At 59.4% G+C, this 24,424-nt stretch carries 28 protein-coding genes; 15 read left to right on the top strand and 13 right to left on the bottom strand.

The genetic code is table 11. The annotated features are described in order from the left end of the window. Positions 1–73: 73 nt before the first annotated feature. Entirely contained in the window at positions 74–1,585 is a 1,512-nt protein-coding gene (locus F3J41_RS03915) for an anion permease (RefSeq protein WP_058769656.1), read from the top strand. Positions 1,586–1,749: 164 nt separating this feature from the next. Next, on the top strand, positions 1,750–3,393 hold the full coding sequence (gene fumA, locus F3J41_RS03910) for a class I fumarate hydratase FumA (RefSeq protein ID WP_166709980.1): 1,644 nt from the start codon (positions 1,750–1,752) through the stop codon (positions 3,391–3,393). A gap of 71 nt (positions 3,394–3,464) precedes the next feature. Here fumA and F3J41_RS03905 read toward each other — a convergent pair whose 3' ends face one another. Beyond that, a complete protein-coding gene (locus F3J41_RS03905; RefSeq protein ID WP_021506344.1) occupies positions 3,465–3,629 on the bottom strand; it encodes a hypothetical protein in 165 nt (54 codons plus the stop codon). 167 nt (positions 3,630–3,796) lie between these two features. After that, positions 3,797–5,317, bottom strand: coding sequence for an aldehyde dehydrogenase family protein (locus F3J41_RS03900; protein ID WP_021506345.1), 1,521 nt, complete (start codon positions 5,315–5,317; stop codon positions 3,797–3,799). Between the two features lie 272 nt (positions 5,318–5,589). Between F3J41_RS03900 and F3J41_RS03895 the strand changes: the two genes are divergently transcribed. Then, positions 5,590–6,153, top strand: coding sequence for a class I SAM-dependent methyltransferase (locus tag F3J41_RS03895; protein ID WP_021506346.1), 564 nt, complete (start codon positions 5,590–5,592; stop codon positions 6,151–6,153). Here the strand turns inward: F3J41_RS03895 and F3J41_RS03890 are convergent. Continuing rightward, entirely contained in the window at positions 6,141–6,854 is a 714-nt protein-coding gene (locus F3J41_RS03890; protein ID WP_058769654.1) for a glutamine amidotransferase, read from the bottom strand. The genes F3J41_RS03895 and F3J41_RS03890 overlap by 13 nt on opposite strands. Positions 6,855–7,040: 186 nt before the next feature. Between F3J41_RS03890 and F3J41_RS03885 the strand changes: the two genes are divergently transcribed. Beyond that, positions 7,041–7,925 (top strand): DMT family transporter, encoded by an 885-nt coding sequence (locus F3J41_RS03885; protein ID WP_166710260.1) that lies wholly within the window; start codon positions 7,041–7,043, stop codon positions 7,923–7,925. A 46-nt stretch (positions 7,926–7,971) separates the two neighbouring features. After that, the gene (locus F3J41_RS03880) at positions 7,972–9,333 is read left to right on the top strand and encodes a CoA transferase (protein WP_059010346.1); all 1,362 of its coding nucleotides are present in this window, start codon (positions 7,972–7,974) and stop codon (positions 9,331–9,333) included. 4 nt (positions 9,334–9,337) lie between these two features. Here F3J41_RS03880 and F3J41_RS03875 read toward each other — a convergent pair whose 3' ends face one another. Genes F3J41_RS03875 through ghrA form a run of 3 tightly spaced genes read right to left on the bottom strand, consistent with a single transcriptional unit; the run spans position 9,338 to position 11,618 of the window. After that, positions 9,338–9,895 (bottom strand): molecular chaperone, encoded by a 558-nt coding sequence (locus F3J41_RS03875; RefSeq protein ID WP_059010344.1) that lies wholly within the window; start codon positions 9,893–9,895, stop codon positions 9,338–9,340. A 27-nt stretch (positions 9,896–9,922) separates the two neighbouring features. Next, positions 9,923–10,660, bottom strand: coding sequence for a phosphatase (locus F3J41_RS03870; RefSeq protein WP_021506351.1), 738 nt, complete (start codon positions 10,658–10,660; stop codon positions 9,923–9,925). 19 nt (positions 10,661–10,679) lie between these two features. Continuing rightward, a complete protein-coding gene (gene ghrA, locus F3J41_RS03865) occupies positions 10,680–11,618 on the bottom strand; it encodes a glyoxylate/hydroxypyruvate reductase GhrA (protein WP_166709978.1) in 939 nt (312 codons plus the stop codon). 205 nt (positions 11,619–11,823) lie between these two features. On the opposite strand from ghrA, the gene treA reads away from it, so the two are divergent. Both treA and F3J41_RS03855 read left to right on the top strand, forming a co-directional pair. After that, positions 11,824–13,500 carry an alpha,alpha-trehalase TreA gene (treA, locus tag F3J41_RS03860; RefSeq protein WP_166709976.1) on the top strand — a complete coding sequence of 559 codons (1,677 nt, stop codon included), beginning with the start codon at positions 11,824–11,826 and terminating at the stop codon, positions 13,498–13,500. A gap of 245 nt (positions 13,501–13,745) precedes the next feature. Further along, positions 13,746–15,842, top strand: a complete 2,097-nt coding sequence (locus F3J41_RS03855; protein WP_166709974.1) for a TonB-dependent siderophore receptor — start codon at positions 13,746–13,748, stop codon at positions 15,840–15,842. Between the two features lie 62 nt (positions 15,843–15,904). Here the strand turns inward: F3J41_RS03855 and F3J41_RS03850 are convergent, their stop codons facing one another. Beyond that, positions 15,905–16,153: a GlsB/YeaQ/YmgE family stress response membrane protein gene (locus F3J41_RS03850; protein WP_021506355.1), complete on the bottom strand. Its 249-nt coding sequence runs from the start codon at positions 16,151–16,153 to the stop codon at positions 15,905–15,907. A 184-nt stretch (positions 16,154–16,337) separates the two neighbouring features. Between F3J41_RS03850 and F3J41_RS03845 the strand changes: the two genes are divergently transcribed. Together F3J41_RS03845 and F3J41_RS03840 are read left to right on the top strand one after the other, a co-directional pair. Further along, on the top strand, positions 16,338–17,072 hold the full coding sequence (locus F3J41_RS03845; RefSeq protein WP_166709972.1) for a flagellar brake protein: 735 nt from the start codon (positions 16,338–16,340) through the stop codon (positions 17,070–17,072). A gap of 89 nt (positions 17,073–17,161) precedes the next feature. Further along, complete coding sequence (locus F3J41_RS03840; protein ID WP_166709970.1) at positions 17,162–18,289, top strand: mechanosensitive ion channel family protein; 1,128 nt, start codon at positions 17,162–17,164, stop codon at positions 18,287–18,289. A 15-nt stretch (positions 18,290–18,304) separates the two neighbouring features. On the opposite strand, the gene emtA is transcribed toward F3J41_RS03840, so the two are convergent. Further along, entirely contained in the window at positions 18,305–18,934 is a 630-nt protein-coding gene (gene emtA, locus F3J41_RS03835; protein ID WP_072208977.1) for a membrane-bound lytic murein transglycosylase EmtA, read from the bottom strand. A 163-nt stretch (positions 18,935–19,097) separates the two neighbouring features. On the opposite strand from emtA, the gene ldcA reads away from it, so the two are divergent. Continuing rightward, entirely contained in the window at positions 19,098–20,021 is a 924-nt protein-coding gene (gene ldcA, locus F3J41_RS03830) for a muramoyltetrapeptide carboxypeptidase (protein ID WP_166709968.1), read from the top strand. A gap of 23 nt (positions 20,022–20,044) precedes the next feature. Next, the gene (locus tag F3J41_RS03825; RefSeq protein ID WP_021506360.1) at positions 20,045–20,707 is read left to right on the top strand and encodes an MBL fold metallo-hydrolase; all 663 of its coding nucleotides are present in this window, start codon (positions 20,045–20,047) and stop codon (positions 20,705–20,707) included. Here the strand turns inward: F3J41_RS03825 and F3J41_RS03820 are convergent, their stop codons facing one another. Next, the gene (locus tag F3J41_RS03820) at positions 20,708–21,121 is read right to left on the bottom strand and encodes a GNAT family N-acetyltransferase (RefSeq protein ID WP_058757613.1); all 414 of its coding nucleotides are present in this window, start codon (positions 21,119–21,121) and stop codon (positions 20,708–20,710) included. It lies immediately after the preceding gene. 21 nt (positions 21,122–21,142) lie between these two features. Then, on the bottom strand, positions 21,143–21,526 hold the full coding sequence (locus F3J41_RS03815; RefSeq protein ID WP_058780734.1) for a hypothetical protein: 384 nt from the start codon (positions 21,524–21,526) through the stop codon (positions 21,143–21,145). 219 nt (positions 21,527–21,745) lie between these two features. Here F3J41_RS03815 and F3J41_RS03810 point away from each other — a divergent pair, with 219 nt between their 5' ends. Next, on the top strand, positions 21,746–22,102 hold the full coding sequence (locus F3J41_RS03810) for a DUF4186 domain-containing protein (protein WP_010617204.1): 357 nt from the start codon (positions 21,746–21,748) through the stop codon (positions 22,100–22,102). An 18-nt stretch (positions 22,103–22,120) separates the two neighbouring features. Here F3J41_RS03810 and F3J41_RS03805 read toward each other — a convergent pair whose 3' ends face one another. Next, positions 22,121–22,300: a hypothetical protein gene (locus F3J41_RS03805; protein ID WP_031279245.1), complete on the bottom strand. Its 180-nt coding sequence runs from the start codon at positions 22,298–22,300 to the stop codon at positions 22,121–22,123. Between the two features lie 203 nt (positions 22,301–22,503). Here F3J41_RS03805 and F3J41_RS03800 point away from each other — a divergent pair, with 203 nt between their 5' ends. Beyond that, positions 22,504–22,833 (top strand): hypothetical protein, encoded by a 330-nt coding sequence (locus F3J41_RS03800; RefSeq protein ID WP_104186853.1) that lies wholly within the window; start codon positions 22,504–22,506, stop codon positions 22,831–22,833. Between the two features lie 61 nt (positions 22,834–22,894). Next, entirely contained in the window at positions 22,895–23,443 is a 549-nt protein-coding gene (locus F3J41_RS03795) for a hypothetical protein (RefSeq protein WP_059010387.1), read from the top strand. 24 nt (positions 23,444–23,467) lie between these two features. On the opposite strand, the gene F3J41_RS03790 is transcribed toward F3J41_RS03795, so the two are convergent. Continuing rightward, positions 23,468–23,674, bottom strand: a complete 207-nt coding sequence (locus F3J41_RS03790) for a DUF2767 family protein (protein ID WP_021506367.1) — start codon at positions 23,672–23,674, stop codon at positions 23,468–23,470. A gap of 180 nt (positions 23,675–23,854) precedes the next feature. Between F3J41_RS03790 and F3J41_RS03785 the strand changes: the two genes are divergently transcribed. Further along, on the top strand, positions 23,855–24,103 hold the full coding sequence (locus tag F3J41_RS03785) for a DUF883 family protein (RefSeq protein WP_021506368.1): 249 nt from the start codon (positions 23,855–23,857) through the stop codon (positions 24,101–24,103). A 34-nt stretch (positions 24,104–24,137) separates the two neighbouring features. Here F3J41_RS03785 and F3J41_RS03780 read toward each other — a convergent pair whose 3' ends face one another. Then, positions 24,138–24,335, bottom strand: coding sequence for a hypothetical protein (locus F3J41_RS03780; protein WP_153002028.1), 198 nt, complete (start codon positions 24,333–24,335; stop codon positions 24,138–24,140). Between the last annotated feature and the right edge of the window lie 89 nt (positions 24,336–24,424).

The raw sequence follows: 24,424 nt of genomic DNA, 5'->3' as shown, positions 1-24,424 counted from the left end.
AAGCGTTTCGTAACTAAAAAAATCAACCCGACCGGGCCGTCAATCGCATTCCCATAACTTGCAGACCAAAACTATGAATACACAAACAACCCAGAGTGAACCCCTAAAGGCGCCACCTGCCGCACCGGGGAAAAAGAACCGGCTAGTCATGTTGTGCCTGCCGATCGTGGTTGCCGTGCTGTTGCTGCTGGTGCCCACCCCTGCCGGGCTGGAGCCGTACGCGTGGCACTTCTTCGCCATCTTCGTCGGGGTGATTGTCGGCCTGATCTTCGAACCGCTGCCGGGCGCGGTCATCGGCCTGACCGGTGTGGTGATCATCGCGCTGTTCAGCCAGTACGTGCTGTTCAGCCCGGCAGAACTGGCCGATCCGAAGTTCAAAACGGCCGGACAGGCGTTTAAATGGGCGGTGAGCGGCTTCGGCAACTCCACCGTGTGGCTGATTTTCGGCGCCTTCATGTTTGCCGCCGGCTACGATAAAACCCAGTTCGGTCGCCGCCTGGCGCTGATTCTGGTGAAATATCTCGGCCGTCGCAGCCTGACGCTCGGCTATGCCATCACCTTTGCCGACCTGCTGCTGGCACCGTTTACGCCGTCCAACACCGCGCGCAGCGGCGGGACTATCTACCCCATCATTGCCAACCTGCCGCCGCTGTACGGTTCTAAACCTAACGACCCAAGCGCACGCAAAATTGGTTCTTACCTGATGTGGGTTGCTATCACCGCCGCCTGTATCACCAGCTCAATGTTCCTCTCCGCGCTGGCCCCTAACCTGCTGGCGCTGGCGCTGGTAAAAAGCGTGGTTGGCTTTGATATCTCGTGGGGCATGTGGTTCCTCGCCTTCCTGCCGCTGGGTATCCTGCTGATTCTCACCATGCCGCTGCTGGCTTACTGGCTCTATCCACCAGAAGTAAAAGTGAATGACGAAGTGCCACGCTGGGCCAAAGCCGAGCTGGAGAAACTGGGTCCGCTGTCGCGCAATGAAATTCTGCTGCTGGTGTTCGTGGTCGCTGCGCTGATGATGTGGATCTTCGCCACTGCGTGGATTGAACCGGCGATGGCCGCCCTGCTGGTTATCGTGCTGATGCTGTGGACCGGCGTGCTGAACTGGAACGACATCACCAGCAACAAAGCCGCCTGGAACACCTTTGCCTGGTTTGCCACGCTGGTCGCGCTGGCTGATGGTCTGGCGCGCGTAGGCTTCATCGCCTGGCTGGGTAAAGAGGGTGCGCTGCTGTTGCACGGCTACGACCCGCAGGTGTCTGCGGTGGTACTGCTGGTGGCCTTCTACCTGCTGCACTACCTGTTCGCCAGCACCACGGCGCACACCACCGCCCTGCTGCCTGCCATGCTGACCATTGCCGCCTCGATTCCGGGCATCAACATGCCGGTGTTCTGCCTGATGATGTGTACCTCACTGGGTGTGATGGGCATTATTACCCCGTACGGCACAGGCCCAAGCCCGATTTACTACGGTAGCGGCTACCTGCCAACCAAAGACTACTGGCGTCTCGGTACCATCTTTGGTGCCCTGTTCCTGGTGGCGCTGATGGTCATTGCCTACCCGTGGATGGTGATGATGTTCTGATGATGTTGCTTTGATGTTAAAAACGCAGCCGCGTAACAACGTTAAAGTGGTATGATACTCGCCAGTCAGCTCTTGCCGCGGACTGGCGAGAGAAAATCGAATAACAGATCGCCTAATTTGTCGCCCGTCATGCTGGCGGGCAACACGAAGCTAAGTGAGCCAACATGTCGAACAAACCCTTCTACTACCAGAATCCCTTTCCTCTCGCCAAAGATGATACCGAGTACTATCTGCTGAGCCGCGACCATGTTTCGGTGGCCAACTTTGACGGCGAAGAAATCCTGAAAGTCGACCCGAAAGCGCTGACGCTGCTGGCACAGCAGGCGTTCCACGATGCCTCTTTTATGCTGCGCGCCTCACATCAGCAGCAGGTGGCGTCGATTCTGGCGGACGATGAAGCCAGCCAGAACGACAAATACGTGGCGCTGCAGTTCCTGCGCAACTCGGAAATCGCCGCCAAAGGCGTGCTGCCGACCTGCCAGGACACCGGTACCGCCATCATCATGGGTAAAAAAGGCCAGCGCGTCTGGACCGGCGGTGGCGATGAAGCTGCGCTGTCTCAGGGCGTTTACAACACCTTTATCGAAGATAACCTGCGCTACTCGCAGAATGCGCCGCTTGATATGTATAAAGAGGTCAACACCGGCACCAACCTGCCGGCGCAGATCGATCTCTACAGCGTTGACGGCGACGAATACAAATTCCTGTGCATCGCCAAAGGTGGCGGTTCTGCTAACAAAACCTATCTGTATCAGGAAACCAAAGCGCTGATCACACCAGCGAAGCTGAAAAACTACCTGATTGATAAAATGATGTCGCTCGGCACGGCGGCCTGTCCGCCGTACCACATTGCGTTTGTCATCGGCGGCACTTCCGCTGAGAGCACGCTGAAAACCGTCAAGCTGGCGTCAACCCACTATTACGATTCGCTGCCGACCGAAGGCAACGAACACGGTCAGGCGTTTCGTGACGTGCAGCTGGAACAGGAACTGCTGGAAGCCTCGCAGAAACTCGGCCTCGGCGCGCAGTTTGGCGGTAAATATTTTGCTCACGATATCCGCGTGGTGCGTCTGCCGCGTCACGGCGCATCCTGCCCGGTGGGCATGGGCGTTTCCTGCTCGGCTGACCGCAACATCAAAGCCAAAATTAACCGCGAAGGCATCTGGATCGAGAAGCTGGAAGACAACCCAGGCCGCTATATCCCGGAAGCGCTGCGTCAGCAGGGCGAAGGCGAAGTGGTCAGCGTCGATCTCAATCGCCCGATGAGCGAGATCCTTGCCCAGCTCTCCGCTTACCCGGTGGCGACGCGTCTGTCGCTGAACGGCACCATCATCGTGGCGCGTGATATTGCGCACGCCAAACTGAAAGAGCGCATCGACAACGGCGAAGGTCTGCCGCAGTACATCAAAGATCACCCGGTGTACTATGCGGGCCCGGCGAAAACGCCGGAAGGTTACGCGTCCGGTTCACTCGGTCCGACCACCGCCGGCCGCATGGACTCCTACGTCGATCTGCTGCAGGCTAACGGCGGCAGCATGGTGATGCTGGCCAAAGGTAACCGCAGCCAGCAGGTCACGGATGCCTGCCATAAACACGGCGGCTTCTATCTGGGCAGTATTGGCGGCCCGGCGGCGGTGCTGGCGCAGCAGAGCATTAAGAGTCTGGAGTGCGTGGAGTATGCCGAACTGGGCATGGAAGCGATCTGGAAAATTGAAGTGGAGAACTTCCCGGCGTTCATCCTGGTGGATGACAAAGGCAACGACTTCTTCCAGCAGATCCACAACCAGTGTGCTGCCTGCGTGAAATAAGCCGGCCTGCAATAAAAAAATCCGCGGCGTAAAAGCTGCGGATTTTTTTTGTCTGCCAGCCCCTGCTGCGCTCACACACCGCGCAGCTGCACGTCCAGCAACAGATCGGCATCGTCGTCGTTCTGGCCAATCACGTAGATTGCCTGGCGGCCCGGCAGATTTACGGTAATGATATTCTCTTCGACCGCATCCAGCACTTCGTCGTGCTGCTCCTGAAAGTGGTACAGGGTGTTCATCTTCTCTCCTTAAAAACGGTGCGTTACTGTATAAACTCACGCCTCTTAATATCGACAAGACGCGTCTTAATAACAGGGGGAATAATCTGTTTTTTCTGTCAGCACTGTGACAGGGCTGTGTGACGTTGCCATGAAGGCGGCAGCGGCGCGCACCGCTGCCGGTTAAATCAGAAAAAGCCGAGAGGCTGCGTACTGTAGCTGACCAGCAGATTTTTAGTCTGCTGGTAGTGATCGAGCATCATTTTGTGGGTTTCACGGCCAATCCCGGATTTTTTATAGCCGCCAAACGCGGCGTGCGCCGGATAGAGGTGATAGCAGTTGGTCCAGACGCGACCGGCTTTGATCGCGCGACCTACGCGGTAAGCACGGTTAATATCGCGCGTCCACACGCCCGCACCGAGGCCGTAAATCGAATCGTTGGCGATGGCAATCGCTTCCGCTTCGTCTTTAAAGGTCAGCACGCCGACCACCGGTCCGAAAATCTCCTCCTGGAAGACGCGCATGCTGTTATCACCTTTCAGCAGCGTCGGCTGAATGTAGTAACCGCTGGCAAACGCCTCACCGATTTTCTCCACCCCGCCGCCGTGCAGCACCTGCGCGCCCTCCTGCTGAGCAATCTCCAGGTAAGAGAGAATTTTGTCGAACTGCTGCTGCGACGCCTGCGCGCCGATCATGGTCTCAGTGTCGAGCGGATCGCCACGTTTAATGGTCTGGATGCGCTTCATCACCGCCGCCATAAACGGCTCAAAAATCGACTCCTGCACCAGCGCGCGTGACGGACAGGTACAGACTTCGCCCTGATTGAGGAAGCCCAGCACTACGCCTTCGGCCGCTTTTTCGATGAAGCTCTCCTCCGCCTGCATGATGTCTTCAAAGAAAATGTTGGGCGACTTGCCGCCCAGCTCGACGGTGGACGGGATCAGGCTTTTTGCCGCCAGCTCAAGAATGTGGCCGCCGGTGGCGGTCGATCCGGTAAAGGCGATCTTGGCGATACCCGGATGCGAAGCCAGCGCCTCGCCGGCCTCTTTGCCGTAGCCGTGCACCACGTTAATCACGCCCGGCGGCACCAGGTCTTTAATCAGCTCCATCAACAGGGTAATGGAGAGCGGCGTCTGTTCGGCGGGCTTCAGCACCACGCAGTTACCGGCACCCAGCGCCGGCGCCAGTTTCCACGCCGCCATCAACAGCGGGAAGTTCCACGGGATAATTTGTCCGACGACCCCAAGCGGCTCATGGAAGTGGTAGGCGGCGGTGAATTCGTCGATCTCTGCCGCGGTGCCTTCCTGGGCGCGCACGCAGCCGGCAAAGTAGCGGAAGTGGTCAACCGCCAGCGGCAAATCAGCCGCCAGGGTTTCACGTACCGGCTTACCGTTATCCCAGGTTTCATTGACCGCGATGGCTTCCAGATTGGCTTCCAGCCGGTCGGCAATTTTCAGCAGCAGCAGCGAACGCGCCTGCGGCGAGGTTTTGCCCCATGCGTCCGCAGCGGCCTGCGCGGCGGCCACGGCGTTGTCGATATCCTGTTTATCCGAGCGCGGAAATTCGCCGATGGTCGAACCGTTGATCGGCGTGGTGTTAACAAAATAGTTACCGTTTACCGGCGGAACAAATTCGCCGTTGATGAAGTTGCCATAACGCGATTGCAGGTGGATGAGAGAACCGGTTTCTCCCGGAGCAGCGTAACGCATGGTGTTTCTCCTTGCGGGACAGAGTAGCGATTAACAACATTTAAACTTGTTATTAACATTGAGCGAACAATGCCAGCCTGTCAGATCGCTCAGCGGGAAACTGTGACCGCATCGAAGGAAAAGAAGGCATTAAGAAACTGCCCTGCCGTCACGCCATAACCTGCGCCTGTCGCAGACAGATAATTCCGAGTTTGGCCATAAGCGCGATGAAAAGCGGAACATGTGCGATTTGTGCGGTCAATATGAAGCAGACCCGTGAACAGGAGAACAAGATGCTGGCTTCAGCCCTGATGGTAATGCGCGCCAAAGCGAACTTCGTTCAGCAATTTATCCGCAATCCGCGCAAAATGGGCAGCATCACGCCCTCTTCAGCCGCCCTGTGTCGCGCCATGTGTGAAACGGTCAACTGGGAGCACAGCCTGCGCATTGCCGAGCTGGGTGCCGGCGACGGCGTGCTGACCCGTCATCTGCTGGCACATATGGCACCGCAGGCGCAGCTGGATGTGTTTGAAATCAGTCCCGAACTGGTAAAAGGGTTACGCCGCTGGAACGATGCGCGCATGCAGGTGCGCGCCTGCTCGGCAGAGTATCTGTCCGGGGAGTACGATGTGATTTTTTCCGGCCTGCCGCTGCTGTCGCTGCCGCCCGCAACGCGCGACGCCATTCTCAGCGCGGTACATGAAGGACTGGGACCGCGCGGCGTGTTTGTCCAGTTTCAATACACCTCGCTGACGCAGCCCAGCCTGTCACGCTACTTCACCTGGCAGCGCCAGCGGGTGCTGAAGAATATGCCACCCGCGTGGGTTTATCGCTGCACGCGGCATTACGCGCCCTGAGCCTGCGCCTGCGGGCGCGTTTGCTGCCAGAAACGCTGCAGCAGCTCGCGCGCCCAGTCTTCGCCAGACAGCTGCGCGCCATCATCGCTGACGCCGGAAGGCAGACAGGCGGTCATGATGTTATGGTCGAACTCCGGATGGAACTGCACTGACAGCGCCTGCGGCGAATAGCGCAGGATCTGGCAACCATCCAGCGCTGAACGCGCCAGCACCTGTGCCTGCGGCGGCGGTACCAGCACCGACTGGCGGTGCGACAACCACGCCGGGAAGGCCTCCGGCAACTGTGCCAGCCACGGATCGCGGTGCGGGGTGCGCGTCAGGGTTTTCAGTCCGCGCTCCCAGCCGTTCGGGTTATCGCCCACTTTACCGCCCAGCGCATAGGCCATCAGCTGATGGCCATAGCAAACGCCGAGCAGCGGCAGTTGCGCGTCGATGGCCGCACGAATCCAGGCGGCGGTGCGCTCGCTCCAGTCGGCGTGATCGGTCACCATCGCCCACGAACCGCTGAAAATCGCGCCGCTGATGCCAGAGAAAGCCGGCAGCTCTTCCCCGAGATGCGGCCGCACAATGACATAATCATCCGGCTGTAGCGCCAGGGCTGCAATAAACCACTGTGGTTGTTCACCAATTTTTGCCACCACCTGCGGCGGCGGCGTTTCGAGTTGAATCAGAGCAAGGGGTAAGGTGCGGATCTGTGTCATGCCGAATACGGTCCTCAAATGATCGTGTTTCGGACATCCACTCTGACAGTAAATTTGCCCCCTGTCCTGGATTTTTCGGCATAAGCTAATGCCATTACGAAAAAAAGCGTCGCCCGCGTGCGCCAACCGATCGCCTTCGTGCCATCATTAGACGGTGACAACATCGATAAAACAAAGGACAGCAGCGTGGCGGTGCGGCATTTTTTTCTGGTTCTGATGGTGGTGTGCATCTGGGCGTTCAATAACGTGGCGATAAAGTGGGGATTGCTGGAGCTTCCGCCACTGTTTCTGACCTGGATGCGCTTTGTGGTGGTGGCTATTGTGCTGGTGCCGTTTTGCCGCATCACGCGCGCCCAGCTGCCGTGGCTGCTGACGCTGGCGTTTACCTTTGGCTTCATGCACTTTTCGCTGCTGTTTGTCGGCATGCGCTATACCGATGCCGGCACCGGGGCCATTGTGGTCCAGCTGGGCACGCCGATTGCCATGCTGCTGGCGATGGTAGTGCTGAAGGAGAAACTGCGGCTGGTGCAGCTGTGCGGTATCGCCATCTCGCTGGCCGGGGTGGTAGTGCTCTCCGGCAGCCCGACAATTCCGGCGTGGTGGGTGCTGTGTATTCTGCTGTGCAGCGCCACTGGCTGGGCGGTGAGCAACATGATTGTGAAAAAGTCACCGCCGATTAAACCGCTGACGCTTACCGGCTGGATCTCCTTCCTTGCGGTGCCGATTGTCGGCGCGGCCTCGTGGCTGACTGAATCGCAGCAGTTTACCGCGCTGAGTCAGGCCGGCTGGCGCGGCTGGTTTGGCATCCTGTACAGCGCCCTCGCCTCGTCGATTGTCGCCTACACGCTGTGGTACGCGCTGCTGAAAAAATATAACGTCAACCTGATCATGCCCTACTCGCTGCTGACGCCGGTGCTGGCGGTACTGATGGGCGTGCTGGTGCTGGGTGACAGCATGAACAGCTTCAAAATCCTTGGAGCCTCGCTGGTGGTGCTGGGGACGGCGATTGCGGTGATTAACCTGCGTAACCTGCGCATGCATGCCCGCTTTCCGCGCCTGCGCCGCCGCTAATCCACTCTGCTATGCTTGAAGCTCGCGTGTTTTCCGGAGGTTTAGCATGGATTCTCAACGCGCTGCCGCATTGTGGCAGCAACTGTGGCAGGGATTGCGGGGTGCGGAACACGCGCCGACGATCCACTTTCTTCAGACCGACAGCTTCCCCTCGGCTTTTGCCGTTAGCGAACTCGCCGCCACCAGCATCGGCCTCGCCAGCCAGGCGCTGAGCGATCTGCTGGAGCGTCCGGCCCCGGTCAGCGTCAACGTCCGGCTGGCCTCGCGCTGGTTTCAGCACAGCCTGACGCCGCTAAACCGTCCGCCAGCCGACCAGTGGGACGCGCTGGCCGGTGACTATCCGTGCGAGGATGGCTGGATCCGCCTGCACACCAACGCACCGCATCATCGCGCCGCCATGGCAAGCGTGCTGGGCGAGCACGCCGATCGGTCATCGCTGGCGGCGGTGGTGGCACGCTGGCAGGGACACGCGCTGGAGCAGGCCGTGGTCGACGCCGGCGGCTGTGCCGCCTGGATGCGCAGCGCACAGCAGTGGCAGCAGCACGCGCAGGGACTGGCGGTAAGCGAAGAAGCGCTGATTGCTCAACGGGCAACCGGCGAAGCGCCCACGCCGGGCTGGGCGCTGCTGCCGGCGCGACCGCTGCTGGGCGTGCGGGTGCTGGATCTGACGCGCATCATTGCCGGACCGGTAGCGACCCGCTTTCTGGCCAGCCTCGGCGCGCAGGTGCTGCGCATCGATCCGCCCGGCTGGCGTGAACCGACGCTGGAAGAGGAGATCAACTGCGGCAAACGCTGCGCGCAGCTGGATATCAAAACCCGCGCCGGGCGCGATCGGCTGATTACGCTGCTACAGCATGCGGACGTGCTGGTGCACGGCTACCGCGCGGACGCACTGGAAAAGCTGGGGCTGGATGCGGAGAGCCGTCAGCGGCTGGCGCCGGGGCTGGTGGATGTCAGCCTCAACGCCTGGGGCTGGCACGGGCCGTGGCGCAACCGGCGCGGTTTTGACAGCCTGGTGCAGATGGCCTGCGGCATCGCCGAACAGGGTATGCGCTGGCAGGCAGGCGTTAAACCGACGCCGCTGCCGGTGCAGGCGCTGGATCACGCCACCGGCTATATGATGGCGGCCGCGGTGCTGGAAGGATTACGCCAGCGCCGAATCAACGGCACCGGCTGGCAGGCGCGTTTGTCGCTGGCGCGTACCGCGCTGTTGCTTCAGCAGCACGGCGCAGCGCCACAAGGCGAACAGCGTGGCATTACGCCGCAGCCGCACGATGCGCTGAGCGCGCTGGAGATCAATCGCTGGGGAATTGGCGAGCGCCTGCGCGCCGCGGCTTATCTGCCCGGTACGCCGATGCTGTGCGCGGCACCGGCGCAGCTGCCCGGCAGCAGCCATCCCTGCTGGTGACGACTCAGGCGTCGTCGCCCTCTTCACGCAGTTCGTCATACATCGCCTGAATCGCCTCACGGCTCAGCGCCGCCAGCGTGCGATAAAACGCGGTGGTGGCGTGGGCTTCCACTTTACCGAGGAAGGCGCCGCACCACGGCAGCAGGTAGTCATCGAACAGCGCCAGCTGGGCCGCCGCCTCATCTTCCGCAGACTGATCTTCCAGCCAGGAGGCCGCCAGCAGCAGCACGCCGAAGTGATCGGCCGGCGACTCGCTCAGTGGCATACCGCGTGAGGTTAAAAACGCCCGCACCCCGGCTTCCTGCGGTCCGTTCGGCCACTGTGAGGCGTACGGCGGCACGCTGCAGTCGCTGCCGACGAACAGCGCGTTGTAATCCGCCGCCAGCGCCTGCGGATCGCTATTCTGCTGCAGCCGGGTCAGCAGTTCATCCTGCTCCAGCGGCCACTGTTCTTTCAGTTTGCCTTCGCGCAGCAGGGTGAACAGCGGCACCAGCAGCGGGTCCTGCGGCTGGCGATTAAACAGCGAGCCGATGACGCGGCAGAGAATGGAAAACTCATTCATGCAACAGAATTCCTTGAGGCAAAAAAGTTAAAAGTCGGCAAATTCCGCAATGTGTTTGCCGGTGCGCTGTTCGAGAAAGTCGAGCAGGCGACGCGGCGTGACATTTAACACGCGATCCTGCGGAAAATCCACTTCGCGCGTAATACGCAGGCAGTGCTCGAAATCGCCGAGCGTAAAGGCGGTGTGCGAATCGGAGCCAAACGCCAGCCGGCCACCGGCGTCACGCACCGCTTCCGCAATCGCGCGGCAGTTAGGTTCACTGCCCGGGCGCGAATGGGTGAACGACGAGTTGTTGATCTCCAGCGCCACATCGTAGTGCGCGGCGGCTTCCGCGATGGCGCGAATATCCACCGGGAATTTCGGGTTGCCCGGATGACTGATGATGTGCACCAGTCCGCTGGCCATGGTGGCGATCATCGCTTCGGTGTGGTGGGCCTTGTCGCGCGGCGCATAGACCGGCTCATGGAAGCCGGCGACAATCAAATCCAGCGCATCCAGCATCGGCCCGCTGCAATCAATCTCACCCTGCTGATTTTTGATGTTGGCTTCAATGCCGCGCAGCACGCCGACGCCGTCAATCACGCGCGGCCAGATGCGCATATTCACAAAATGCCAGTAGTGCGGCGCATCGGCCATGTCCGGACCGTGATCGGTAATGGCGAACAGCTTCAGGCCGTTCTGTTTCGCCTGCGCGACGTAATCGTGCAGCGTGCTGTAAGCATGGGTGCTGGCCACGGTGTGCATATGTAAATCGACGGGATACATCCTCTTCTCCTCTGCTGAATTAATAGCCGCGCTGGCGATCGACCAGACCGCGCGGCTGTTGGCCCTGCTCCAGTGCCGTGATGGCACCGGCGATATAGTCCATCGCCTCATGCGGCAAGGTGGTGGCGGCATTATGCGGGGTAATCATGACATGTGGATGAGACCACAGCGGACTCGCGGCCGGCAGCGGCTCCACCTGGAATACGTCCAGCGCGGCGGCGGCCAGCTGACCGCTCTCCAGCGCCGCCAGTAGATCGGCCTCAACCACGTGCGCACCACGCGCGAGGTTGAGGAAACAGGCGCCGCGCGGTAGCGCGCTAAGAAACGTGCCATCGATCAGGTTGCTGGTTTCCGGCGTGGCGGGCAGCAAATCAATCAGTATCTGCGTGCCGGCAAGGAATTCAGTTAGCTGCGCGCGGCCATGAAAGGTGCTGACACCGGCAATCTGCTTCGGCGAGCGGCTCCAGCAGCGCAGCGGGAAGCCCCACTGCTGCAGGCTCTCCAGTACGCTGCGGCCGAGCACGCCGGCCCCCAGCACGCCAATGGTAAAATTAGCACGTTCGCGGTCCGGCAGCGGCTGCCATAGCGCCTGTCGCTGCTGCTGGTGATAGTCGGCGAAGCGGCGGAACCAGCCCAGCACGCACCAGTTCGCATACTCCTGCATCTGGCGTGCCATGCCGGTGTCTTCCAGCCGGTAGAGCGGCACCGCGTCAGCCAGCATCTCAGGGTGCGTGCGCAGCTGCCGCAAAATTTCGTCCACGCCGGCCCCCATGGCGAATACGCCACGCAGCGCCCGTCCCGCCAGCATCTCCACCGGCGGCGATCGCACAATGGCGTAGTCGGCGGGGGCACTGTCGCCCGGCTGCCACTGGCGGATGCGCACAGCTGGCAGTCGCTGGCGCATGCCGTCCAGCCACGGCTGCGGATTCAGCGACGGGTGATACCAGATGATCTCCATACTGCTCTCCTTTTTTCTTTCAGCCTCAGTCAAATAGCGGCGCAGGGCAAGTAAAAACCCGCGCGGCACCGCAATTTTCCGGCGATTAATCGCGAAGGCTTCACATTTCCGCCGCTGCAAAAGGCTAAGCGGCGCGTTAACGTCTAAAGTTGTTCGGGTGGTCAATGCGTTAGCGCACCACCTTTTCGGACAAGGAGAAAAACCGATGATAAAAAATGTAGTGTTTACGCCTGCGCGTCTTACCCTGTTGCTCAGCGCGGCGCTGCTGAGCGCGTCTGCTGTGCACGCTGAGGATAACAGCCGCATGCTCAGCGCCCAGCCGCAGCCGCCGGATGTGCGACTCGGCCCACTATTCAGTGCCGTGCAGCAGGCCAGATTTTATCCGGACCAGAAAACCTTTGCCGATGCGGTCCCCAAATATGACCCGGCGTCGATTCTCGCCGACTGGCAGATGCAGAAAAATCAGCGTAATTTCGATCTCAGGCGTTTCGTGGATACCAACTTCACCCTGCCCAAAGCGCAGGATAAATACGTGCCGCCCGCCGGCCAGAGCCTGCGCGCGCACATCAATGGTCTGTGGCCGGTGCTGACGCGCAGCACGCCAACGGCCAGCCAGTACGATTCGCTGCTGCCACTGCCGAAACCGTACGTGGTGCCAGGCGGGCGTTTCCGCGAAGTCTATTACTGGGACAGCTACTTCACCATGCTCGGGCTGGCAGAGAGCGGCCACTGGGATCGGGTGCAGGATATGGTGGACAACTTCGCCAGCGAGCTGGACAAGTACGGCCACATCCCCAACGGCAACCGCAGCTACTATCTCAGCCGCTCGCAGCCGCCGTTCTTCAGCCTGATGGTGGATTTGCTGGCCAGCCACAAGGGAGATGATGTCTACCGCCAGTATCTGCCACAGCTGCAAAAAGAGTATGACTACTGGATGGCGGACAGCGACAAGGTGGCTGCCGGCCAGGCGAGCAAGCGCGTGGTGAAGCTCAGCGACGGCACCCTGCTCAATCGCTACTGGGATGACCGTGACGTGCCGCGCACCGAATCCTGGCTGGACGATGTCAACACCGCGAAAAAAGCGCCTGAGCGCAATAAACAGCAGGTGTATCGCGATCTGCGCGCGGGCGCCGCCTCGGGCTGGGACTTCAGCTCACGCTGGTTCACCGATGCGCACAATCTGGCCTCGATTCGCACCACCCAGCTGGCCCCGGTGGACCTCAACAGCCTGCTGTTCCACCTGGAGCAGACGCTGGCGAAAGCCGCGAAGCTGGCAAAACAGAATGATAAAGCGCAGCAGTTTGCGGCGGATGCAGAGAAGCGCCAGGCGGCGATCAATCGTTACCTGTGGGATGACAAACAGGGCTGGTATGCCGACTACGATTTCCAGAAAAAGCAGGTGCACAATCAGCTCACCGCCGCCACGCTGTTCCCGCTGTATATGCAGCTGGCGGGCGACAAACAGGCGGAACGCACCGCTGCCGCCGTGGAAAAACAGCTGCTGAAACCGGGCGGGCTGGTCACCACGACGGTTAACAACGGCCAGCAGTGGGATGCGCCTAACGGCTGGGCGCCGCTGCAGTGGGTAGCAGTCGAAGGTCTGGAGCACTATAAGCAGAACCAGCTGGCGCAGCAGATTGGTCAGCGCTTCCTGCAAAATGTGCAGCAAACTTACGATCGCGAACACAAGCTGGTTGAGAAGTATGTGGTCGACGGTGCCCAACTGGGCGGTGGTGGCGGCGGCGAGTATCCGCTGCAGGACGGTTTTGGCTGGACCAACGGCGTAACGCTGAAGCTGCTGGATAAGTATTGTCCGAAAGATAAAACCTGTAACAGCACGCGCGACATCCCCTCAATGCCGACGCTAAACGCGGCGAAATAACCCTGACGTCAGGTGCGCCGCCGTGCGCACCTGCTTCTCAGGCCCGATGCCACAGCCAGGCGATGACCACGCCCGGTGCTGCGGCATCCCCCCTGCGCATCACACTTTTCCATTACTTATCTTTTACATCTTGAAACACCCCTTACTAAAAGATAATAATTCTTAATCTTAAAATGACTCTTTTTCTCATCGTTAGCCGCCGCGCTGGTGTGGTGCGGCTTTTATTCTCTGCCAAAGGAATCATTATGACCGCGCTGTTCCCCCTCAACCGTGGCCGGCTGCTGTGCGCGCTGGCGCTGGCGTTTCCGGCACTCGGCGTTGCCGAACCCTCTCTGGTGGTCACCGCACAGCCGCAGGAGAGCGCCACCTCGCCCACGGCGGGCTATCTCGCCACCCGCAGCGGCGCCACGAAAAGCGATCGTCCACTCGTCACCACGCCGCAGTCCATTTCCGTGGTGACGCGTCAGCAGATTGACGATCAGGGTGCGCAGGATCTGAACCAGGCGCTGGGCTATACCCCGGGGGTTTTCACCAACTTTGGTGGCGCGGCCACGCGTTACGACACCATTTCGCTGCGCGGTTTCCACGGCGGTGACGTCGACAACACCTTCCTTGACGGTCTGCGCGTGATGAGCGACGGCGGCAGCTTCAACATCCTGCAGGTGGATAACTGGTTCCTTGACCGCATCGACGTAATTAAAGGCCCCTCTTCTGCCCTTTATGGCCAGACGGTGCCGGGCGGGCTGGTGAACATGGTCACGAAGCGGCCGCAGTTTGCTTCACAGGGCCATTTACGCTTCGCCACCGGTAGCAATGCCAGTAACAGCGCCGCCTTTGATTACACCGACGCAATTAACGAGCAATGGGCGTACCGCCTGACCGGCATCACGCGCAACAGCGATACCCAGTACGACCACACGCGCGAAGAGAAATACGCGCTGTCACCCCAGCTACTGTGGCAGCCGGATGAAGACACCAGCCTGCTGCTGCGTGCTTATCTGCAAAAAGATCCCTCAGGCGGCTATCACGGCTCGGTGCCGGCGGAAGGCACGCTGTACAGCCACAATGGCCGCTGGCTGAGCGACGGCTTCTATGAGGGCGACAGCGCGCTGGATCAGTTCAAACGTCATGAGCAGATTTACGGCTACGACTTTTCGCACCGTTTCGATGAGGTATGGTCGGTGCACAGCACCGGCAGCTACAGCCATTCCAACGTGGCGCTCGACCAGGTGTACCAGATTGGCTGGAACAGCGACAATCCGGACCTGCTCAATCGCTACTACTCCGGTGAGCGCTCTTCGCTCAGCGCGTGGGCGACTGATAATCAGCTGCAGGCGGAGTTTGCCAGCGGTGCGCTGCAGCATCGCGTCACGCTTGGCGCGGAGTATCACCGCTACAAAAATGATCTGAGCGACGCCAGCGGCGCTGCCTCACCGCTGAATGCCTGGAGCGGCGAGGCCATCGGCAGCCAGCCGGATTACCTCTGGACAGCGCAGACGCGCCGCTATTACCAGACCGGCCTCTATCTGCAGGATGAGATGGCGTGGCAGCGCTGGCATCTGGATCTGTCTGGTCGCTATGACCGTATCGTGTCAGAGAATGGCAATAGTCGTCGTCAGGACGATCACGTCAGCGGCCGCGCCGCGCTGCTGTACGCTTTTGATAATGGCGTGTCGCCGTACGTCAGCTGGAGCCAGGCGATTACCCCGGCTTCGCTGACCGATCCCGACGGGAATCAGCTGAAACCGACCACCTCAGAACAGTATGAAGCCGGAGTGAAATACCAGCCGAACGGCACGCGCGATCTCTACAGCGTAGCCCTGTACGATCTGACGCAGAACGATGTGGCCAACCGTAACGTGCAGGACGGCACCTATACCCCGTCTGGCAAAGTGCATGCGCAGGGCATTGAACTGGAGGCGCGCAGCCAGCTGACCGAACGGTTCAGCACCATTGCCGGTTATACGCTCAACCATCTGCGCTTTAAGGATTCCGTGGACGGCAACGATGGCCATACGCCGTACGTCACGCCAAATAGCATGGCGTCGCTGTGGGGGCATTATCAGTTTGATTACGGCCTGAGCGCGGGTGCCGGGGTGCGCTATATTGGCCGCCAGTGGGCCGATAACGAAAACACCACCCGTTTGCCGTCGGTGACCCTGTTTGACGCCTCACTGCGCGCCGACCTGGGTGCGTGGCAGCCGGATCTGAAAGGTGCCTGGCTGCAGCTGAATGCCCGCAATCTGACGGATAAAAAGTATCTGGCAGCCTGCTACGGCACCGGTTACTGCTATCGCGGCGCGGAGCGGACGCTGACCGCCACAATCGGCTACGATTTCTGACGACATAAAAAAATCCGCAGCCCCGGACGGGACTGCGGATCTTGTTGAATCGTGATTTGGCGTCAGCTGCGGACTTTACGGTAGATCCACAGCACCACAATGGCACCGATCACCGCGACCACAAAGCTGCCAAAGTTGAAGCCGTCGACCCGGCCAAAGCCGAACAGGGTACTGATCCAGCCGCCCACCACCGCACCGACAATCCCGAGTACCACGGTCAAAATAAATCCGCCGCCATCTTTACCTGGCATGATCCATTTAGCGATAATCCCGGCAATCAGACCAAAAATAATCCATGAAAGAATACCCATTTGCTGCTCCTTACGTTATGAATCAAGGTGTTCATCGCGCTAAGTATAGCCGGGAATTTTTTCTCTGCTACATCAACATCATGATGAATTCGTTCACGCCGGCTAAAGCTTTTACCGCCCCGGTCGATAACCGACGAAGAGCAGTGGCACTCGTAAAATAGCAATCGGACAGGTGGAGCAGGACGTGAAAGACGCCGATAAAGAACAATATCTCAAGCGCGGTACGCTGGCGGTGTTGAACGTGATGAAGGATTTGTTGCGTTATCAAACCCTGCTGATGGTCAATTTCTCCCGTGGTCAGTTCATCAGCCGGCTGCTGGCTGCGGATGAAGATCGGGTGATTTTTGATCTCGGCAGCAACGCGCTGGACAATGATTTGGCACTGCAGGGTGGCGAAGTGAATATTGCGGCCGAAACCCACGGTGCCAAAGTGGAGTTTGGGCTGCAGGAATTAACCCGCATCGATTATGACGGCCTGCCCGCCTTTGCCGCCGCGCTGCCCGACCTGGTGTGGCAGATTCAGCGCCGGGAATTCTTTCGCGTCAACGCGCCACTCGAACCGGTATTTTACTGCCACAGCCAGTGGCCAGACGGCAGCACCGCACGCTTTCGCCTGCAGGATCTGTCGCTCGGCGGCGTCGGCGTGTTGCTGGATGAGGCGCTGCCGGAAGGTCTTAACCGTGGCGATACCTTCAAAAAGCTGCGCGTTGAGCTGGGCGAATATGGCCAGTTCGAAGTGACCGCACAGCTGCTGCACATCGGCGAGCGCAGCACCGTGACCAGCAAGAACGAAACCCGCATCACGCCGCGGCTTAGCTTCCGTTTTACCGCCATCGAACCGGTGCAGGAGCGTCAGCTGCAGCAGGTGATTTTTGCGCTGGAGCGGCTGGCGCGCGACAAGGCCAATCGCTTCCAGTAAACCGCCGGCGTCCCGCGCGACGCCAGCGTAGTCTATGCTTTCTCCTTGCACATTCTTTTCACCGGCTCCCAGCAAGGAGATGCTCCCCAATGGAAAACTGGCTTTCTGCCCACCATTTGCAACTTATCTTTCTCAATCAAAACTTCTGGATTAATAGCGCCATCATTGTGTTCGGCACACTGATTGTTTACTGGCTGCTGCGCACCGTCATTCGTTTTGTCTCTAACCGTATCGCCCACTACAGCGAACAGCGCCACGTGCGTTTCACCGGCATTCTGGTGGAGATTCTGCGCAGCACCAGTCAGCTGCTGCTGCTGATCTTCTCGCTGCTTATCACCCTGAAATTTGTCGACCTGCCGGACAGCTGGAGCGTCGCCATCGCCCACGGCTGGTTCCTGGCGCTGATTCTGCAGCTCACGCTGTGGATTGACGGCGGCATTCGCCTGTGGCTGCACTCGTTGCTGCGCGATCCGCTGCACGTGCGTAATCCGGTCACCACGGTGATCCTCGGCATTCTGCTGCGCGTCGTGGTGTGGGTGATGATGCTGCTGGCAATCCTCTCCAATATGGGGATCAATATCACCGCGCTGGTGGCCAGCCTCGGCGTCGGCGGTATCGCCATCGCGCTGGCGATTCAGACGGTGCTGAGCGATGTGTTCGCTTCGCTGGCGATTGGCTTCGATAAGCCCTTTGAGCACGGCGACTTTATTGTGTTCGGCGACATCGCCGGCTCCATTGAGCACATTGGCCTGAAAACCACCCGGCTGCGCAGTCTCGGCGGCGAACAGATTGTCTGCTCCAACACCATTCTGCTGCAGCAAACCATCCACAATTACAAACGCATGCAGCAGCGGCGCATCGTGTTTAAGTTCGGGATTAATTACGGCACGCCGGCGGAGAAAGTGCGGCAGATTGGCGGCATGGTGCAACGCATCATTGAAGGCGTGCCGGACACGCGTTTTGATCGCGCCCATTTCCTGTCGTTTGACGAATCGCAGCTGACGTTTGAGGTGGTCTATTTCGTGCTGAGCGCCGATTACAACAAATACATGGACATTCAGCAGGAGATTAACCTGCAACTGATGGCGCAGCTGGAGCAGAAACAGATTCGTTTCGCCTTCCCGATGCGCCGCGTGGAGTTCACCGGCGGCGTGCTGCCGCGCATTAACCTCAGCGATGCCTCAAATGAGGGCGCGGCAGAGCGCGCACAGCACTGAGCTCCGCCAGCGGCATTAGCCGATGGTGCGATAGGCGGTGGTGACTTTCCACAGGTAGCGCGGCGCCTGGGCGGCCGGATGCTTGTTCTGCACGTGCTGGTAGAACTCATCCGGCGTCATGGCGTTGATCATTGCAATGGCGCGATCGCGGTCGCGGGAGAAGGTGCGCAGCAGCGCGCCGGCGCCGTTGGCATAGGAAACAATAGTGGCATAGCGCAGCGTCAGCGGATCGCGAATGCCCGCCAGCGCGGAATCCTGCAGAATCCGGATATAGGCCGCGCCGATATCAATATTTTTCGCCGGGTCGCGCAGTTCGGAGTTACTCGGCTGGCCGTGGCGTCCCTGTGCGCGATACACCTCGCGTCCGGCGGTGGCGGCTTTGATCTGCATCAGCCCGACCGCGTTAGAACGGCTTACCACGGTTGGGTTGCCCCCGGATTCGACACTAATAATGGCGCTGATCAGCTTCTCATCAACGCCATAATGACTGGCGGCATCTTCGGTAAACAGTGACCATGCATCATTCACTTTCGACGGCGGCGCCTGGGTTAATGGCGTATTCTTCTCCGGCGTCACCGGTTTTTCCGGCTCGCTGGCACAGCCAGCCAGCAGCAAAGCAGACAGCATAAGTAGTCGAATTTTCACTGATTTTTGGTTCCGCTATAGGATTGGCGCAAGCTATCATAACCATGACGGTAAAAGGTAAAATTACCGTTTATCCTAAATACGTAAAAAACCTTGTGCTACCGTGACTTCGGTAACGCATTTCGTCATCATCGGCAGGCCAACAGACAGCAGGATGGAAGTTATGCTCGCCCCTCGTTCAATACGCCTCATCGCCCCTTCCGGTTATTGCCACAATCAGGACGCCGCCCGGCGCGCGGTGGAGTGCCTGCAGGCGGAAGGACATCAGTTGCAAAACCCGGAAGCCATTACGCGCCGCTGGCAGCGTTTTGCCGGTGATGACGCGCAGCGCCTGCAGGATGTGAATGCGCTGGCGTCGCTGGCGTCGCTGCCGGATATCGTACTGGCGGTGCGCGGCGGCTATGGTGCCTCACGCCTGCTCGATCACCTCGACTATGTGGCGCTGCAGCGTCGCCTGCTTAATCAGCCTGTCGCGCTGTGCGGCCACAGTGATTTCACCGCTATTCAGCTGGCACTGCTGGCGCAAACCGGGCTGATCACCTTCAGCGGACCGATGCTGGCCGGCAATTTTGGCGCGGAGGCTTTATCTGAATTTACCGTCAGCCACTTTTGGCAGGCGCTAACATCTCCTACAGTCAATCTGGCGTGGCACAGCGCCAGTCCGGATCGCGGCCGCTGGCAGGGCACGCTGTGGGGCGGCAATCTGGCGATGATCTGCTCCCTGATTGGCACGCCGTGGCTGCCGAAGATTGAAGACGGCATTCTGGTGATCGAGGATGTGAATGAGCATCCGTTCCGCATTGAGCGTATGCTGATTCAGCTGCAGCAGAGCGGTATTTTGGCGCGCCAGCGCGTCATTGTCACCGGCAGCTTCACCAGCACCGCCCTGTCCGATTACGACAACGGCTTTGATTTCGCCACGGTGTGGCAGCGGTTGCGTGACGAGTACCAGATTGCGGTAATCAGCGATCTGCCGTTTGGCCATGATGCCGATACCGTGACGCTGCCGCTCGGCGCCAGCGCCACGCTTGAGATTGACCAGGGCGCCGCGCGGTTAGCCTTTACCGGCCATCCGACGTTGCGCTGACGTGTTGCCGCAGGAGACCGCTATTGAAGCCGCTGTACGAAGACTTGTGGATCTCCACGCCGGAATTTCCCGCCGAAGAGACGGCAAATGATTTAATGATGCACGGGTTTATGCTGCGCCATCCGCGCGGCAACCTGTTAATTGGCCGCGTTGAGCAGCTGCTGGATCATGAAGTGCTCGCGGACGCGGGCGGCGTGATTCGCCACTATTTTACCCACTGGCACGAAGCCGCGCCGGGCGCGCGGGCCATTCAGCAGCGCTTCAATAGTGCGCTGTATTGCCACAGCCGATCGCTCGGCCCGGTGAGCCTGGTGATTGAGCCGGACGAAACCTTCACGCATCAGGACGTGCACTTTGGCGACTTTCACCTGCTGCCCACGCCGGGCCACACGCCAGGCAGCTGCAGCTACCTGTACCATTCACCGCTCGGCCAGACCTACCTGTTTGTCGGCGACACCCTGACGCGGGATTACCATCGCTGGATCAGCGTGCTGGTGCCGGACAGTAATCCTGCGGAGCTGCAGCAGTCGCTGGAGCTGTACCGCTCGCTGCGTCCGGATGTAGTGCTGATGAGCACCACGCGCGGGCATCTCTCCTGGGCGAAGGTCGATTTACAGAGCTGGCTGGCCGCGATTGATGAAGCGGAACAGTCGCCGCTGGATCTGCGCCAGCAGCCACTGCTGTGATTACAGCGTCTTGCTCAGATAGTGACGCTGATGTTCGCGCGGATAGTGATCAAGGCTAAAACGTAGCGTATAGCCAAGCTTTTCATAAAACGGCCGCGCCTGAAAGCTGGCGGTATCCACCTGGGCGTAACGGCAGCCGCGTGCGCGGGCTTCCTGTTCGGCAGCCTGAATCAGCTGGCTGCCGGCGCCCTGCCCGCGTAACCCATCGCTGACCCACAGCATATCAATGCGTAACCAGTTGCCATAGGTTGAACCCGTCAGCCCCGCCAGCTTTTTCCCGGCGCCGTCTTTGATGAACACACCGATGGCTTTCATCTCATTGATGTCAATAAAGCGGCTGTTGAAGGCGTTCAGGCCGAGGCGCATTTCATCCAGATCCTGATGCGTGACGCTATCCGTAACGCTTAATTGCATGGTCGGCTCCTTGTGGCGGCATTATGAAGAGGGGTGCTGGCGGTCGTCGTAGCGCTCCAGCGACAGAATATCAGCATCGCGTTTTTCCGTGCGGTTGCAGGGCAACAGCTTATCGCTGTCGGCGTAGACGAAAAAGGTTTCGCCACTGTTTTTATTCACGATCAGCTGATCGCCATTGCGGAAACGGGTAATGGCGACCTTATCGCCGTCCTGCAGATGCGTGCGCTGCTGCCCGGCGGCAATCTGGAAATGCCGGGTTGGCCACATCAGCGTGCTGAGACCGTAAGCGGCACGCGATACCGTCATGGTGGGGCGGCCCGGGCAGGTGATCTGGAATTCGCTTTCGCTCCACGCGGGGGCAATCTGGCAGGCCATCAGGAGCGCGGCAAGGGTTATCGCCTTCATGGGGGGTTCTCCACTGAGGTTAGATCATGATTTTACAGGAATTTAATTGACCAGAGGGTAACATACAACCGCCGCCGGTGCGGTAATCTGCGACCGCAGGTCAGCCACTGCGGGCAGGAAGAACGTCTCCACACCACTGATTTTGTGAGGTTTTATGCGATTGGGATATCTTTGTAACGAGTTAAGTAAAATGCGCTAAGATCGCGTCAGGAGGATGTTATGCGAGATGAACAGGCATTATTCGCGCGGCTGGCGCAATCGCCGTTTCGCCGCCGCTTCCATTTAGGCGCGAAAGAGCGACAGTACTGTATTGAGAAAGGCCCGGCGGTGATCGACCAACACGCGGCCGATTTTATCCAGCAAAGACTGGCTGCAGCCGAACCAAAGAATGATGGCAAACAGACGCCAATGCGCGGCCATCCGGTATTTATCGCCCAGCACGCCACGGCAACCTGCTGCCGCGGCTGTCTGGCAAAATGGCATGGCATTGCTGCGCATCAGCCGTTAACGGCAGAGCAGCAGCAATATATGGTGCGGGTGATTCACCGCTGGCTGGTGGGTGAAATAAATGGTTAAGACCGGGATGGGATGGAACTACTCTGCCGCGACCTGCGCGGCCACCAGCATCAGCGCCAGTCCGGCATCGTCTGGATCGAAACGCTGCATAACTTCATGGATCGCCGTCACGCAGTTCATCACCTGCTGTTTTTTGTCGGCGTCTAACTTATCAATCGCGTGCTGAAGAATCATTAAACTGGCTTCTTCTTCTCTCATGGATTTACCCTTGTTTTGCTTACCTGGTGCGCAACGCTGGCAAGAATAACGTTTATCTGCTAGCAAAGTCACCCCTTTACATGCTTACCGCTTAACGATTAAACAAATGGCAAATGGGCAGTGGCGTCAGACATGCTATGATCGGATCAGTGGCGCGCATCGTCAGGCCAGCATAAATCAGGGAATGCACCAGGAACAGGACCATGTTAAGACTCAGTTTTCTACTCACACTTATCCTGCTGGCTGGCTGCAGCTCCACGCCGAAAGGCGTCGATTGCCCCGGCGAGGTCGCAACGCTCTATGGTCAGTCGCTGGGCCACACCGAAGGGCGCATCTTCGATTTGGTGAATTCGTTTTCGGTGGCGCGCGATGGCGTAACGCTGAGCAGCGGCGCACTGCACTCCACCGACCGTTTCCGCTATGTCCCTTCTGCCGTGACGCCGGAAGGCTTTTATGCACAGCGGCTGAGCGACCAGCAGTTCCGCCTGATCAACCCGGCGCGTAACACCATGATTACCTGGACGTGTCCATAAGCCGTGCGTGGCGCGCGCAGATGGTTTATTGTCAGCGTTTGTCATGCTGCGGACCTGCATTATGGAAAAGAGTCTGGACAATAACGGTTATATCGATTTCCCCTTTCCGGCCACCCGAGACGCGGATGGCTCGGTCAACCCGTGCGGTTTTGACCTGACGCTGGAAACCGATCGCATTGATGAGATCGCCGCCGGTAAACATTCTGAAAATTTGCGTCGTCTGCTGGAAGAGGTCAATCTGCAGGATGGCCTGTTTATGACGCTGGCCTGTGACTGGCAGCAGCGCGCAGATGGCGTGTGCGGCTTTCTCGACGTGGCGTTCCGCCCCACGCTGGACTGTAGCAGCGAAGAGACGCAGAGCCTCGATCAGTTCTTTGAGATGTATCTGCGCCGCCAGGAGCAGCAGCACAGCATGCCGCGCGACGCGCTGGTCAACTATGCGCGCGCGGTGCTGGACTGGAGCTGGTCGCCGCTGCAGCAGCGCCATCGCCACTATGAGAAGGTCACCATTCGCTATTACTGCCAGCAGGCGGACGATGCCGAATGGTGTTTTGATCATCTGCGTCACTTCCTGGTGAGCTGGTACCCGGCGTATCGCAACCAGCAGTGAGGGCGTCCGCGTGACGCCCTGCGCTTACGGCCGTACCAGACGAATCGCGTGCTCGAGCATACGCTGTTCATCGCGTTCGTCGTGGGCGCGATCGTGGCGCGTACGCTGCAGCAAACGGGCAATCTCCTCCCGTCTGGTTTCATGACCGCACTCGGAAAGGACAATCACCGCATCGCCAATCACCCGGCAAACTTCATCGTAATCATCTTCATTCAGGATATCGCGTTTCATTTCTCCTCCGTTCAGTGAGCGCTGCGTGAGGTTGGCGCAGCTTAGCGTGGTCCTTACCAGGTATGGACAGCAATGCCGATTCCTGCAAACCACTGTTACATCCTGAAAAGCCACCAGGTTGCCGGTCTGCACTTCTCTGTCTACGCTGAAAGAGACATTCACCACTCTCAGGGAGTCAATATGACCGATAAAGCGGAAGCAAAATTGAATGAAGCGGCGGGTGCCGTACAGGAAAAATTTGGCGAGTTCACCGGTTCACGCCGCCATCAGGCACGCGGTGCCGCGCGACGCTATCCGGCGCAGGCCAGTTATGCAGTGCAGGATGCAGCAGACTGCGTGGTGAGATCGGTACGCGACAACCCGGCGACCGGACTGGCCGTTGCCGCCAGCATCGGCGTGATTGTCGGTTTCCTGCTGGGCCGTAAATAATCCCCGGCGATCGGGGCCCGTGCGGCCCCGATACTCAATGCCGCTGCGGCACGCCGTCCCGTCGTTCCTGAATATGTTCATCCGGCGTCTCGGCGACATCTGCCGTACTGCTTTGCCCGGCAAGGTGGCGCCCATGCTGCCCCGCCATCACCACAGGACCCACCGGTAATTGTGCACTGGCCGCCAGTGATAGCAGCAATAAAAACCATCCCGTCAGTAACGTTCTTCCCATCCTGCCCGCCTTACACGCTGATTAGTGAGCGCTCAGCTTGCCGGATGTCATGCAAATTAGCGTCAGCACGACGCAAAGCTATGTCGGCA

The organism is Pantoea sp. Ap-870, from assembly GCF_011752515.1.
GTDB lineage: Bacteria > Pseudomonadota > Gammaproteobacteria > Enterobacterales > Enterobacteriaceae > Pantoea > Pantoea dispersa.
Note: the sequence above shows the minus strand (reverse complement) of the source record. Positions and strands in the feature narration are given on the sequence as shown.